Origin of the sequence: Aquirufa ecclesiirivi, from assembly GCF_011250515.1 — a bacterium.
GTDB classification, from domain to species: domain Bacteria; phylum Bacteroidota; class Bacteroidia; order Cytophagales; family Spirosomataceae; genus Aquirufa; species Aquirufa ecclesiirivi.
In genome coordinates this window covers 451589-466211 of the sequence record NZ_JAANOP010000001.1, presented here as the reverse complement: position 1 = coordinate 466211, position 14623 = coordinate 451589, and the positions used below count along the sequence as shown (strand labels likewise).

Here is a 14623-nt window from a genome sequence, read left to right as displayed (position 1 = left end):
TTGATCAAATTAGCAACATCCTGAACCTGGCTTGCAGGCATTCTCTTCCAGCGGCTTTTGTGCAAACACCGAAATCGAAAATATCCCTGTTTTACCTGATTTAAATTCCTCTATTTCTTGAGCACTTAAATAATGACTCAAAATATCATTGGGTATAATAATAGGCTTTTCTTTTTGAATTTGCACATTGACAAATCCACTTGCCTGTATTAATTGCATATAATCTTCTTTTTGAATAGCTCCAGCTACACAGCCTGCGTACATTTCCGCATCCTTTTGCAATCCTGAAGGCAATTCACCAACAAGTACTACATCGGATATACTAAAATACCCTCCTGGCTTTAATACGCGGTATATATCTTGAAAAACCCCTGCCTTATTAGGCACCAAATTTAATACACAATTACTCACTATCACATCTGCCACATTGGCTGAAATAGGCATATTTTCTATATCCCCTTGGCGAAACTCCACATTATTAAAACCACGAATCTCTGCATTGATACGTGCTCTTTCTATCATTTGCGGGGTAAAATCTACACCGATCACCTTACCTGTTTCTCCTACTTCATGACGGGCTATGAAACAATCATTTCCTGCTCCACTTCCTAAATCCACGACAACATCTCCCACTTTCATCTTAGCAAATTGCGTGGGTAATCCACAGCCTAAACCTAAATCTGCCTCCGCATGATATCCCTCTAAGGTGGTATAGTCCTCCGACATAATATTGTACACCTCCGTGGAGCAGCCTCCAGCTCCACAGCATGAAGCCATGTTTTCTTCTTTTCCTTGCATGGCAATCTCGCCATATTTTTGCTTGACAATTTCCTTTAATTCCTGTTCTGTTTTCATGATATGTTGATTTTATTAATCGTAATTTTACGATGGATTTAAACAAAAAAATTTAACAACAACTATTTGTTTTTACGTGTCTTTTTTCAAAAAAATGACCTAACAACTCGGTTAATTTGGACCACTCAGGTTCATTAATACAATAACAAATCGAAACTCCGTCAATTTGACCTCGAATCAAACCCGCCTCTTTCAGTTCTTTCAAATGCTGAGATACCGTCGATTGAGAAATGGGCAACTCGTCTACAATGTCGCCACAAATGCAAGAATGTTTCGATAACAACAATTGCATGATGGCCATGCGTGCAGGATGCGACAAGGCCTTAGCGTATTTTGCTACTAAAATCTGCTCTTCGGTATAATCAATAATCTTACTTGCTCCCATATCAATCGTAATATTACGATAAATGATTTAATTAGAAAAATTCGGGGATCAATTTCTTTCATATGATGGAAAAAACTTGACCTTCTGCGTGTTACATCGCACAAAATCCATATAAATAGTTGGAATTATACCAGTTTGTACTAGTTTTGCAAATTCATGAAAAGACTAGCTTCCATATTGTTAATGTTTATTCTCCTCTACCAAGCGGGGGGTTTTGCATTACGTTATGTAGCTAATTCAAATACTGACCTAGCCATTAGTGACTCGGAAAATGATTCTTATGTAGTTAAAATCCCTATTTCTTTGCCCTATCCAAGCAATCGGGAAATTCCTCAAGAAGTCTCAGGGGCAATACAGCAAGGAGATGAGTTCTATCAAATGCTAGATCAAAAGATTGAAAATGATACTTTGTATACCCGAGTAGTAAATGATAAAAATGCCCGAGATCAATTTTTGGATTTGGCAGATTTAGTAAATGAACATTTAGGTGATCAGCCTGAAAAAACCCCAGCAAAAAGTAAATTAATTCAAACGCTGGTTAAAGAGTATTGTCAATCTGGTACTGCCTGGGTATTCTATATCTTAGAATGGCCAAGTGAATCGACGATACCTAATCATGCTCCATTACAGACATCCTCATTCCAGGATGCCTTATTTTCCCCTCCCCGGCAAGCTTAATTATTTCTGGAAAAATAGCTTGAAAGAAGACCATTCTCTCAAGATTGTTGTATTTCAATTTAATTAAGCAAAATGAAACATACGTTACTGTGTGTATTCATCTCTATGTTGAGTATGAATACGATCATGGCACAAATGCCACATGATCAAATCTACATGAATAAAAATATTGCCTGTGGGGCCCTGATGTATGGGAATTCCTCCTGGACGAATTATTGGGAAAACTCCTTAAAAAGAGATAATCCCAATATAGGAAAACTAAGCACAGAGTCTTTATCTGCTATGATTGCCTATGGAATTACCAAAAAAATAAATGCTTTGGTCATGGTTCCATATGTTAAAACACAAGCTAGCCAAGGAAATTTGATGGGCCAACAAGGATTTCAAGATGTCAGCCTTTGGTTAAAAGCACAAGTATTTAATTACAAACAATTGCATGGACATGCCACGCTAGGACTAAGTACTCCTATGAGTAATTATGTGACCGAGTTTATGCCCATGTCCATTGGTCTTGGAGCAAAAACATTCAGCGCCAGAGCCATTCTACACTATGACTTACCATCCAACTTATTCATCAGTGCCACGAGTTCCTATATCGTAAGAAGCCAAGTTATGGTCGATCGCGACTCCTATTTGAACGGAGAAAAGCTAGTAAACTCGGGTTCCGTAGTGGTGCCCAATGCCTTTGACGCCATGTTTCGACTAGGTTACATCAAAAAAGAAAACCAGTTGGAAGTTTTCGCCGAGCATTTTTCTTGTGCTGGAGGAGACAATATTCGTCGTAATTCGATGCCATTTCTTACCAATGACATGACGATGACCGCCGTAGGAGCCTATGCCAAATACCAGCCAAAATCGCTGGGTGTAAGCGCTAAAGTATCCTATGTGGTAGAAGGACAAAATGCTGGACAAAGTACCAACGTAACCCTAGGCGTATTGTACCTATTTAAGGTTAAATAATCATAAGAACATCATGAAAAAATACATATACTATTTTATAACTATCCTGTGCTTTAGTTTTTTACTTTCCTGTGAAAACAATTTATCTGAAGCTATAATGTCTCCTTATGTTCCTGCTAATGTGGATGAAAATGCGGGTTCTTGGAAAACCTTTGTGCTTAGTTCCCCAACGGAGGTAAGCATTTCCGCTCCAGTTGGAACCAATGACCCAGCATACTTAAAAGAAATTGATTCCCTTAAAAACATCGTTGCTCCCAATTTAAGCAATGAACAAAGACAAATTGTTGCCTATTGGGGAGCAGGCGCAGTGTACCGATGGAATGAATTAGCCAGAGAATTATCTGCTCGTTATAACTCAGCACCAGCCGCCAATGCGGAAGGGAAATACCCGGTACCGGATGCAGCCAATCCATTAGCTGATCCTAAATTCCCATTTGCCAATCCACCTTATGTGTCAAGAGCTTTAGCCTATTTAAGTGTGGCTCAATATGATGCTTTAGTGAGCGCATGGAAATATAAATACCAATACAATCGACAAGCACCCAGTGTAGTGGATAAAGCCATTAAACCCTTGTTGCCGGTGAGTTCTTTGCCCTCATATCCTTCAGAGGATGCCGTGGTAGCACAAGCCAGTTATGTTATTTTATTAGCTATGTTTCCAGGGGAAGGGCCTTTTTTAAAATCCAAATTGGAAGAATGCAAAAACGCGCGACTTTGGGCTGGGATGAACGTAAGCTCAGATTTAAATGCCGGAGTAAGTCTGGGTGGAGCTGTTGCGGCAAAAGTTATGGTAAAAGCCAGAGCTGATGGCATGGGAGCTGCCAACAATCAAGCGGCTACGCCTGATATGATAGCCCGCTCTAAAGCATTAGGCTTCAAAGCTGTATGGACAAGCCAAGAAATCCCGGCCAGGCCTCCCATGCTTCCAACTTTTGGAAATGTCAAAACTTGGAATTTCGATCGTTCCACCTTGGAGGCAATTCGTCCGGCAATCCCTTATATTGAGGGTTCAGCTGAGTTTAAGAAAGATTACGAAGAGCTTCAAGCGATCGATAAAAACCAAACTCGTGAACAAGCTGCCATTGCCAATTTCTGGGCAGATGGCCCAGGAACTTACACTCCTCCAGGACACTGGCACCGCTACGGAGCCAATGCTGGTTTTGAAGCTAAATACAGCGAAGTCCGCATGGCCAGAATGCTTGCCTATTTAGGTACAGCCGAAATGGATGCTGGGATTGGGTGCTGGGATACCAAATTTTACTATTACAGTCCCCGCCCACAACAATATGGCCTTAAAACCTCTGTGGGTTTGCCTAACTTTCCCAGTTATACCTCTGGACACTCCACGTTTTCAGCTGCGGGCGCAGAAGTTTTATCCGCCTTCTTTCCACAAAAAGCCAGCACATTTAATTCCTATGCCCAGCAAGCTTCTGATTCTAGAATTTATGGATTAATCCATTGGAGATTAGATTGTTCCATGGGCTTAAAACATGGAAAAGTCATCGGCGAATATGCTGTCAAAAGAGCACGTCAAGACGGTGCTCTTTAATTAACTAGTTATTCAATCCGCCTATAAAATATAATTAAGGGGTAATTTTTAATAGTCGACTGACATGTATCAGTCGGCTATTTTTGTTTTAAACACCTTTCAATCAAATTTGTTTCCCCCTTCTAAATAAGGTATCCTTACTGAAAATCTTGTGTAATTCCGTTAACATTAAAGCAGGAGACTTCCATTCTAACGATAAAGCCAATATTCCTACCGAATGATCCTTTTTTACCCATTCATTTCTAAACACACTTACATAAACAGCAAATAATAACCGATTATCCCTTGCTAGGTTTACCTACTGGTGACATGCGTGGCGAGATAAAATGGATGAGTAACCAAGCCAATAAATAAGCCGATCCACAAATCAAGAAAATCAAATTATATCCTCCCGACAAATTGTCATTGGCCTTATATGTATCTAAAATAATTCCAATAAAGTAAGGGAAAATAACCCCGCCCAAAGAACCTGCCAATCCCCCAATACCTACCACTGAACTTATCGCATTTTTAGGAAACATATCCGAAACCGAGGTAAATATGTTGGCCGACCAAGCCTGATGTGCCGAAGCAGCAATACTGATTAAAATAACGGCTTGCCAGATATCCGTAGCCCAGCGTGCCGAAATGATCGGTAAAGCCAATAAAGCAAAAAATAACATGGCTGTTTTTCTAGCTTTGTACACAGGCCAACCTTGACGCATCAACCATCCTGGAATATAACCTCCACCAATACTTCCAATCGAAGTACAAGTAAATAAAACCGCTAAATGTATGCTCGGTTTTTTTAAATCTAAAGCGAATGTAGAGGAGAAATAGGATGGCAACCAAAATAGAAAAAACCACCAGATAGGATCCGTGAAAAACTTCCCGACAATGAACACCCAGGTTTGAGGAATGGTAAACAACTTAGACCAAGCAATGGGCGTATTATCTTCATGGTCATCTTCCTGAATATAGTTTAATTCGGCCTGGCTTATACCTATTTTCTTAGTAGGTATTTCATAAAAAATCCACCAAAAAATAAGCCATATAAATCCGATAGCACCCGTAATTAAAAATGCCTCCTGCCAGCCATAAGCTCCCAACAACCAAGGAACCATGATGGGTGCTACCATCGCACCAATATTCGCTCCAGAGTTAAAAATTCCCGTGGCAAAAGCGCGCTCTTTTTTAGGAAACCATTCTGCTACGGATTTGATTGCCGCAGGGAAATTACCCGCTTCCCCCAATCCTAAAACCGCTCTAGCCGCTCCAAAGCCAAAAGAGGTTTTGGCCAAAGCATGAAACATCGCAGCAATCGACCAAATGATGATCGAAATGGTATAGCCTAATTTGGAGCCAATTTGATCAATGATTTTTCCAAAAAATAACAAGCCAATGGCATAAGAGGCCGTAAAACACATCACTATGAAACTGTAATCCGTTTCTGACCAATTTAGCTCCTTTTCTAAGGTTGGCTTTAATAATCCTATTACTTGTCGGTCCAAGTAATTGATGGTCGTTGCAAAAAACAATAAAGCGACCACTACCCAGCGAAAATTTCCTACTTTTTCTTTCATTAGAATCCGATTGAATTACCCCCATCGACGGGAATTGAAACACCTGTAATGTATCCTGCAGCATCTGAGGCTAAAAATACGGCCGTCCAAGCTACGTCTTCTGGTTTACCAAAATAGCCCATGGGCGTTCTATCCATAGCCTTATGCTTACGGTCAGGATCTGAATTCATAGCCGTTTTACTCATAGCCGTTTCAATAAATCCAGGAGCAATGGCATTCACTCGTACACCGTGGGCCGACCACTCGGAAGCCAATACCCGAACCAATCCATACAAGCCTGATTTTGAAGAGGCGTAAGCTGCCACTCGATCTATCCCATAATAGGCCGCCATGGATGAAATCATGATGATGGACCCCGATTTTCTTTCCAACATATGCTTGCCTACTTCTCGACTCAACACAAACACGGCATTTAAATTCACTTGAATAATTTGAGCAAAATCATCGTTTGAAACATCTACCGCTGGTCGTTTCATATTAATCCCAGCATTATTCACCAGGATATCTATTTTTCCATGTGATTGGATGATATCCGCAACCAAACCAGGAGTAGCATTGACATCTGCCATGTCATGCACAAAATAAAAAGCGCCAGCGCCCAAATTATGAACCGCATCTTGTAGGACGTTTTCTCTTCTGCCCGTTATGATGACATTGGCTCCACTGGCCAACATGCATTTTGCCATATCAAATCCGATACCCGTTCCTCCTCCTGTAATTAAAGCCACCTTTCCGGCCAATGAAAATTTGTTCTCCATCTTTATAATTTCATTATATCATTCGAGCAATGGCCAATTCCATGCCGCGTATTTCTGCCAAGCCTCTCAAACGACCAATAGCCGAATAACCAGGATAGGTCTTCTTATGTAAATCATCCAACATTTGATGTCCATGATCTGGACGCATCGGGATTTGTTCGCCTCCTCGTCTAATTTCCTCTTCATGTATGGCCTTAATGACGTCAAACATGGGTACATCTCCCGCCAAATGGGGGGCTTCATGAAAAATCAGAGGTTCCTCTTGTTCTCTTTTGGTCGTTCTTAAATGCACAAAATGAATCCGATCAGCGAATCGGCGAATCATGGAGGGTAAATTATTATCAGACCTAACGCCTAAAGATCCTGTACAAAAGGTAATCCCATTCGCTCGAACGGGTGAAGCCTCCATTAAGGCGGCTAAGTCGCTCTCTGTACTCACCACTCTGGGTAATCCCATTAATGGGAATGGAGGGTCATCGGGATGAATGCATAAGTTAATCCCCAATTCTTGAGCTAGCGGGGCCACTTGTTGTATAAAATAATGCAAGTTTTCTCGTAATGCATCAGGGCCTATTTCCTGATATTGATCTAGTAAACTTTGAAAGTTTTCCAGATGAAACGCCTCCTCAGAGCCTGGCAAACCCAATAAAACGGTATTTTGCAATTCTTCCTTTTCTGCATTCGTCATGCCATCAAATTTCAATTTAGCCGCCTCTTGCACCGCTTTTGAATAATCTTGTTCAGCCTTTGGCCTTTTCAAGATGAATAAATCAAAAATGGCAAAATCTGTCCATACAAAACGAAGTGCCTTAGCCCCATCTGGCATTTCAAAATCGAGCTTTGTTCTGGACCAATCCAATACGGGCATGAAATTATAACAAACTGTTTTTACTCCTTTAGCTGCCAAATTCCTCAAGGATATTCGGTAGTTCTCGATGTATTGCTCTCTTTCAGGTAACGCTTTTTTGATGGCTTCATGGACTGGTAAACTCTCCACTACTGACCAATGAAGCGGAGTATATTGTTGATTCCCTTGCTCAATGATATCCACCCGTTCTTGAATCGCTTCTTTAGACCAAACTTCTCCCACGGCAATTTGATGCAAAGCTGTAACAACACCTGTACAGCCAGCTTGGCGAATATCCATTAAAGAGACTGGGTCATGTGGCCCAAACCAACGCATGGTATGTAACATGATACTTTGAGGTTATTTCTTGTGAAAAGTCAAAAACTGCCATATTATACTGATAGCATATAGATATATTTTTCAAACATAAAATATGCTTTTATCAGGAAAATGTCCTAATTTGAGCTTAATATAGGGTTTTTATTTCCAATTATTGATCGTAAACGCTACCGATAGGTAATGAAATTCTTTGAAATAATAGACCCATCATTAAACCTTAACCCGACCATTGGAAACCTGCCCTAAATGTGCCACACCAACATCCGTCATTCGGGCTGGAATGATTCGAGGGAAAGTTCGTTTTTATTGTAAATCCTGTGATTATCATTTTACCCAGGAACATTCCCTAAAACCGAGTCCTCAAAAACAGGTTCATACCACCATCAAGGACATTGCCCAACTTATGGGTGTTTCCATTGCCACGGTATCTCGTGCTTTAAATAATAAAACGGATATCAGTCCAAACACCCGAGATGCTATACAAAAATTGGCACTGGAACTAGATTATAATCCTAATTTATTTGCCAAAGGTTTTCAACGGGGAGAAACAAAAACGATAGGTGTGGTAATCCCCAATATCAAAAGACCCTTTTTTGCGGGTGTCTTATCGGGAATACAAGAAGTAGCGAACGAACATGGCTATCGTGTCATGATATGTCAATCCAATGAATCCTATGAGACAGAAGTTACCAATATTCAAGGACTTTTAGCGAGCCATGTCGATGGGCTTTTAATTTCTCATTCCAAAGAAACAACCCGTTTCAACCAAATAAAAAATCTCTTTGATAAGGGTTTGCCCATGGTCCATTTTGATCGAATTTGTACCGAAGTGGAAACTCCTAAAATCAGGCAAGAAGATTTTGAAGGGGCATTTCAATTGGTGGAACATTTGATACAACAGGGCTACCAACGCATCGCTATTTTAGCTGGCCCGCCAGAATTATTGATCAGTCAAAAAAGAAAAGAAGGATATATCAGTGCCTTGGAAAAACATGGGTTACCCCTAAAACCTGAGTACATGGTACATGGTGATTTCAGTAAAGAATTTGCTTTGGCGAGTGTGGATGCATGGCAACAATTACCTGAGCCACCAGACGCCATTTTTGCTATCCATTATTTAAATGCCGTAGAAATTATTCAATATTCCAAAGAGCTTGGCATTGAAATACCCAAACAACTAGGTATGGTTGGTTTTGGCGATGAATACTTAGCTGAAATTATAGAACCGGCTTTGACCGTTTTTCACTTATTTCCTCAAAAAGTAGGTGAAGTAGCTGCTTCTTTACTTTTTGATGTTATTTCAAAGAAACATGCGAGTCAACAGGAAGATGTGTTGGTTCAAGGACAACTCATCATTCGCAAATCTTCATTGAAAAAGGCTTAAGGAATATATTGGTGGAAACGTAACCAATGCTCAAAATCTACCGTCCAATAATCAGAAGGTGTATTCATTTTTCGCATACCAAATCCATGTCCACCTTGGGTATACATGTGCAATTCAGCAGGTTGTTTTGCTTTCAACCATTCCAAATACAATTCGACAGAATGCGTAGCTAAACCTAGTTGATCATCACTTGCCGCCGCAATAAATATGGGAGTTCTATGACTGGGAATTTGAGTGCCTAAAACTGCTTTTTTGTATAGATATATTGGGGCAATAAAATTCGGCCGATTGGCATCGTTAGCCGTTTGTAACACCGACATGGATACTGTGCCTCCCGCAGAAAAACCCATGAATCCGATCTTCTGAGGATTCAATCCCCATGCATTGGCGTGCTGGCGCACATATTCCATGGCCTTCAATCCATCTTTGGTGGCTAATTCCACCACAGGCGCATTGATTACATCCAATTTATTAAAATCTTGCATCTTCGCACTCAATTCTTTCACTGGGTCATTCGAAAGAATATGAACAAGTCGGTATTTTAACACAAAAGCCGCAATTCCATGTTGATTCAGCCATTTAGCCACTTCAATGCCTTCGCTGTCGATGGATAATATATGAAAGGCTCCACCCGGTGCTATGATGACCGATGTCCCATTCGCTTTGGATTTCTCGGGGAAATAAGCCGTGATACTTGGTTCCACTACATTATACACCAACCGAGTATTAAAACCATTGGAGCTGCTTTCTGCTTCTTTCCAAGCCCAAGACTCTGAGCCTGGAGCTTTGCCTGAATAGAGAGAAAACCTTTCTTGTGAATAGGCAAACCTGCTATTCAGAGAAATCAAAAAGTAAATGAAAAGAACTCGCTTCATTGAATGCTTATTTCGTGTATTCTCGTTTAGATGAAACATCCGCTTTAGGGAAATCGGCTGGAATAGGAATGTCTACTTTACCTGTAGCAGCCCATTGCGCTCCTCTTAATAAAGTGGTGATAAAACCTACGCAAGAAACCGAATAATCGGCATGACCCATGGGTGTATGAAACACCCTTCCTTTACCAAATTGAGTCACAATCAGCATAGGCTCATGTCGACCCGTTCCTCTATTTTCTTTAGCAGAAAAAGCAGTACCTAAAATTTCCATATTCACTGCTGGTCCACGCAAGCGATCATACATTTCATCTTGGGTGTGCATCCAAGTCAAAGGCATACCCTTGGTGATCGGGTGATTAACGTTACGAATCGTTATTTGATATTCCTTTTGCGGTCCATGCGAACCCGCTCTGCCTGCCTGTGTATCTTTGACCAATTTCCCTTCCAAATCATAATAAACATAAGGTCCATCTTTTTCTGTACGGTCACCCCAACCACCCAAACCAATCATTTCATTGTACGCTGGCCACTGAGGAAAGGAATTGTCCGCAGCATGAATGACCACTAGGCCTCCTCCTTTTTTCATGAATTTCTCAAAATCCACCTGTGTTTCTGCTGGCCAAGGAGCGGCATTCCATCCAAAATTACAGATGACCAAATCGTAGTCGGAGAATTTAGGGTGAAAACTAGAATCTGCCTTCGGTTTAGCCAGTGCCACCGTATTTTCTAGACCAGGCAACATGTATTTGGGAATCAAATCCGCTGCATTCCACGTAAAATGAGATCTTTGAACATCGACTTTAAACTTTCCAGATTGCTCTAAAAAATCCTTCATCATGAAGGTGATTTTCGGCCATTGATCATGGTTATTTTGTCCATCCACTATCAGCGTTCGGATGATTTTGGTTTTGGCAGCAGGTTGAACCAGGGCATAAGTAGACGCTACAATTGAAAATGTTGACAGGAAAAGGACAAAATAAAACAGCGAGTTTGGGGAGATTTTTTTCATTGGTTCCATGGTTGGGAAAAGCTTTCAAAATTGTTTCAAATCATATACCGAGAAATACATAGTTACAAGGAATCTGAGCATTTTCAAAATACGATAAGCTGAGCATCAAGACTAAGCAGGACATGTACCGTTAATTGGGATACCTGAAATTCGAAAAGGACCTAAGCCCATAACATAAAATAGCATGAATCTATGTTGAAATTTATTCACCCTAATGATCATAACTCACAACTCTGGATATTTTCCACTGCCCATGGTCGTTTTTCCAAATCATCAAAAACTTAAATTCGCCCACTTCTAATTTTCCATTTTCCATGTGTGAAAAGGTATGTCGACCAATATGAATAGCCCCATAATCTTTAATTGGATGAACCTCTAAAGTCCCCGGAACTAATTTTCGGGTTAAAACATAATCGCGATTAAATATATTTTGAAAATTAGCGATCACTGTTTCATAATGAAGTAAGCCTCCATTATCTTGAAACCATTCTAAATCGGATGTAAAGAATTGTTTAAAAGTGGGCATATCACGCTGATTATACGCATGAAACATGGCACTATCCAGTCGGGAAATTTGTTGAAATAATTCTGTCGATTTATGGGCTTGTCCAAAAGAAGTCCAACAAATTATTAAAAAAAAGAATCCAATATAAAGAGTTTTCATGTAGTATATTTTCTGGAAAAATCATTTCCCTATGGACAATTCAGCTTATTTAATTAAACAAAAAATAGGCTATTCCCAAGGTTATCATCACATTAAATACTTGTGCAATAAGAAAGGCATACAAAGGTTTTTTCCCTTCGCTACTGAACAAATCTGCGAACTTAGTTTCTAAACCAATGCTGGTAAATGCTAGCGCAAACCACAATCCTTGAAGAGATTTTAAACCACCTTTTACTTCGGATATAACTTCACCAGAAATAACGAATGAAAACAACAAAGATGCCGCCACAAAACCTATCACAAACTTGGGAAATCGCTCCCAAATGATGCCTAAGCTTGGCTTGGATTCTTTGGCTACTTCCGACTGATTATTGGTATAAGTCCAATAAATCGAAATTCCGAATGCCGCTAATCCTAAGAGCACATTCTGTGAAAATTTAACAATGGTACTAATTTTCAAAGCCTCCTCACCGATCAATGAACCTGAGGCAATCACAGCCCCTGTGGTATCGATCGTCCCTCCCAACCATGCACCCGTTACTGCTTCTGATAAACCTAGGGCTTTAGCAATAATAGGCATAAAAATGATCATGGGAATGGCTGTAATTAGAACGATGGAAATAACATAGGAAAGCTTCTTAGAATCTCCTTTGATAGCGCCAGCTGTAGCAATGGCGGCTGAAACGCCACAGATAGAAACAGCACTTGAAATAATAATGGCCATTTCCTCATCAATTCCCAATTTTTTAGATACCCAAAATGCAAAATACCATACAGAAACTACCACCAAAAGAGCTTGGATTAATCCCAATGATCCGGCCTTTAAAATATCTCCAAAAATGATGCTGGTACCTAATAAGACTAATCCAATTTTAACAAATAATTCCGTTGATAGAGACTCTCTTAACCAATCAGGAATGTTTGAAAAATTACTGATCATTAAACCAATGGATAAGCTAAAAATAACCGCTTCTAAATTCCAATTTTTTAGGAATGAATTCCCAGCTAAGATGAGAGCCAAAGTTGTTAAAATAAATACAATAGGAAATCCTTTGGCAGTGGCTATTACATCCTTTCCTAAAGTTTTGGTGGCCAATATAGCGATGGCATAAACCCATAAAAATAATTTACTGATGTTCAATAAATTGCTAGAGTTTACTACTTTTTCGAATAGCTCTGTAGAGTTTTCCCAAGCAAATGTGGGGCTAGGAATTTTTATTCCAAAAAGGGCTAGGGCAATAATTAAGAATCCAAAGACCACGACGGTCCAGTCTTCTGTTAAGCGAAAGATCGACTTACTAGTTGACATAGTTGAATGATAAGTTTAGGTAAATTAAAAGAGTATTTTAACTTTGCCCAGACAAGTTATTAAAAACTCTATGAAACTACTATACTATTCGATATTTTTAATTCTATTTCATACGGTCCAGGCCCAACAAAAAACTTCCGGAAATCCCATCTTCCCTGGCTGGTATGCGGACCCAGAAGCCATCATTTTCAATAAAGAATATTGGATATACCCCACCTATTCTGATGTCTATCAAAAGCAGGTATTCTTGGATGCCTTTTCATCCAAAGACCTCGTTCATTGGAAAAAGCATGCCAAAATCGTGGATACTTCAGCTATCAAATGGGCGAAAAAAGCCATGTGGGCTCCTGCCATCATTCAAAAAGACAAAAAATACTACCTGTTTTTTGGAGCTAACGACATCCAAAGTAATCAGGAAATAGGAGGAATTGGAGTAGCTGTAGCCCATAAGCCCCAAGGACCATTCAAGGATTTAATTGGAAAACCATTAATCTGTCAATTTCATCATGGGGCCCAGCCTATTGATCAATTTGTATTTAAAGATAAGGACGGCCAATACTACATTATTTATGGTGGATGGAAGCATTGCAACATAGCCCGACTGAGTCCCGATTTCAAATCCATCATCCCTTTTGAAGATGGGAAAATGTTTAAAGAAATTACTCCAAGCGGATATGTCGAAGGGCCATTCATGTTTATCAGAAATAATAAGTACTATTTCATGTGGAGTGAAGGTGGCTGGACAGGTCCTAACTATTCGGTTGCCTATGCCGTGGCGGATAGTCCTTTTGGCCCATTTGAAAGAAAAGAGAAAATCTTAAAACAAGACCCACAGGTAGCCACGGGTGCCGGGCATCATTCCGTCATTCAAGTACCTCATACAGATCAGTGGTATATGGTATATCACCGCAGACCCTTGGATGAAACGGATAGAAATCACCGGGTAACTTGCATTGAACCCATGTATTTTGATGACAAAGGGGATATTTTACCTGTAAAACTTAGTTTTGAAGGGGTGAAAGCTCAAAAAATCAAATAAAAATCAATCAATGAAAAAATGGATCTCATTTACGCTTGCTGTACGGGTCTTTTTGGGATTCATTTTTTTGGCTATTCTGTTTCATTTATTGGTCATGGCTGGCGTGGTGCCTCCTGATATCGTATGGGGCGGCCGCTTGCAAAGTCAAGATGAACTAATCAAAATGGAATCCATTTCATTATTCATCTTAGTCTTCATGGCGCTCATTATTGCCATAAAAGCGCGTTGGGTTTTCTTCCAAATTGGGAAAGTCGCAGACTATGTCATTTGGCTCATTCCTCTCCTATTTTTCTTAAACACCTTGGGAAATACGCAGGCATTAAATGCCATGGAAAGATTCATCTTTACGCCCATCACCTTGGTTTTGGCTCTGATTAGTTTACGAATAGCCGTGGAGAAATTTTAATATA

The 14623-nt window shown here is 40.0% G+C and carries 15 protein-coding genes; 6 read left to right on the top strand and 9 right to left on the bottom strand.

The window, feature by feature from the left end; all coding sequences use genetic code 11:
• Positions 1-9 precede the first annotated feature (9 nt).
• Positions 10-855, bottom strand: a complete 846-nt coding sequence (locus G9H65_RS01945; protein WP_166373665.1) for an arsenite methyltransferase — start codon at positions 853-855, stop codon at positions 10-12.
• A 52-nt stretch (positions 856-907) separates the two neighbouring features.
• The gene (locus G9H65_RS01940) at positions 908-1240 is read right to left on the bottom strand and encodes an ArsR/SmtB family transcription factor (protein WP_166373664.1); all 333 of its coding nucleotides are present in this window, start codon (positions 1238-1240) and stop codon (positions 908-910) included.
• A 156-nt stretch (positions 1241-1396) separates the two neighbouring features.
• On the opposite strand from G9H65_RS01940, the gene G9H65_RS01935 reads away from it, so the two are divergent.
• The 3 genes from G9H65_RS01935 to G9H65_RS01925 all read left to right on the top strand — a co-directional run bounded on the left by G9H65_RS01935 (position 1397) and on the right by G9H65_RS01925 (position 4427).
• A complete protein-coding gene (locus G9H65_RS01935) occupies positions 1397-1918 on the top strand; it encodes a hypothetical protein (protein WP_166373663.1) in 522 nt (173 codons plus the stop codon).
• A gap of 72 nt (positions 1919-1990) precedes the next feature.
• A complete protein-coding gene (locus tag G9H65_RS01930; RefSeq protein WP_166373662.1) occupies positions 1991-2878 on the top strand; it encodes a hypothetical protein in 888 nt (295 codons plus the stop codon).
• Positions 2879-2891: 13 nt separating this feature from the next.
• Entirely contained in the window at positions 2892-4427 is a 1536-nt protein-coding gene (locus G9H65_RS01925; protein ID WP_166373661.1) for a phosphatase PAP2 family protein, read from the top strand.
• Positions 4428-4705: 278 nt separating this feature from the next.
• Here the strand turns inward: G9H65_RS01925 and G9H65_RS01920 are convergent, their stop codons facing one another.
• Genes G9H65_RS01920 through uxuA form a run of 3 tightly spaced genes read right to left on the bottom strand, consistent with a single transcriptional unit; the run spans position 4706 to position 7942 of the window.
• Complete coding sequence (locus G9H65_RS01920; RefSeq protein WP_166373660.1) at positions 4706-5989, bottom strand: MFS transporter; 1284 nt, start codon at positions 5987-5989, stop codon at positions 4706-4708.
• Positions 5989-6747, bottom strand: coding sequence for an SDR family NAD(P)-dependent oxidoreductase (locus G9H65_RS01915; RefSeq protein WP_166373659.1), 759 nt, complete (start codon positions 6745-6747; stop codon positions 5989-5991). The genes G9H65_RS01920 and G9H65_RS01915 overlap by 1 nt, the downstream gene beginning before the upstream one ends.
• A gap of 13 nt (positions 6748-6760) precedes the next feature.
• Complete coding sequence (gene uxuA, locus G9H65_RS01910) at positions 6761-7942, bottom strand: mannonate dehydratase (protein ID WP_166373658.1); 1182 nt, start codon at positions 7940-7942, stop codon at positions 6761-6763.
• A gap of 220 nt (positions 7943-8162) precedes the next feature.
• On the opposite strand from uxuA, the gene G9H65_RS01905 reads away from it, so the two are divergent.
• Complete coding sequence (locus G9H65_RS01905; RefSeq protein ID WP_166373657.1) at positions 8163-9317, top strand: LacI family DNA-binding transcriptional regulator; 1155 nt, start codon at positions 8163-8165, stop codon at positions 9315-9317.
• On the opposite strand, the gene G9H65_RS01900 is transcribed toward G9H65_RS01905, so the two are convergent.
• The 4 genes from G9H65_RS01900 to G9H65_RS01885 form a co-directional block, all read right to left on the bottom strand.
• Positions 9314-10192 carry an alpha/beta hydrolase gene (locus tag G9H65_RS01900; RefSeq protein ID WP_166373656.1) on the bottom strand — a complete coding sequence of 293 codons (879 nt, stop codon included), beginning with the start codon at positions 10190-10192 and terminating at the stop codon, positions 9314-9316. The genes G9H65_RS01905 and G9H65_RS01900 overlap by 4 nt on opposite strands.
• A gap of 7 nt (positions 10193-10199) precedes the next feature.
• Positions 10200-11201 (bottom strand): ThuA domain-containing protein, encoded by a 1002-nt coding sequence (locus tag G9H65_RS01895; protein WP_166373655.1) that lies wholly within the window; start codon positions 11199-11201, stop codon positions 10200-10202.
• 211 nt (positions 11202-11412) lie between these two features.
• Entirely contained in the window at positions 11413-11865 is a 453-nt protein-coding gene (locus G9H65_RS01890; RefSeq protein WP_166373654.1) for a nuclear transport factor 2 family protein, read from the bottom strand.
• 49 nt (positions 11866-11914) lie between these two features.
• On the bottom strand, positions 11915-13174 hold the full coding sequence (locus G9H65_RS01885) for a YeiH family protein (protein ID WP_166373653.1): 1260 nt from the start codon (positions 13172-13174) through the stop codon (positions 11915-11917).
• Positions 13175-13244: 70 nt separating this feature from the next.
• Here G9H65_RS01885 and G9H65_RS01880 point away from each other — a divergent pair, with 70 nt between their 5' ends.
• Together G9H65_RS01880 and G9H65_RS01875 are read left to right on the top strand one after the other, a co-directional pair.
• Positions 13245-14213, top strand: coding sequence for a glycoside hydrolase family 43 protein (locus G9H65_RS01880; RefSeq protein WP_166373652.1), 969 nt, complete (start codon positions 13245-13247; stop codon positions 14211-14213).
• A gap of 10 nt (positions 14214-14223) precedes the next feature.
• Entirely contained in the window at positions 14224-14619 is a 396-nt protein-coding gene (locus G9H65_RS01875; RefSeq protein ID WP_166373651.1) for a hypothetical protein, read from the top strand.
• The last annotated feature ends 4 nt before the right edge of the window (positions 14620-14623 follow it).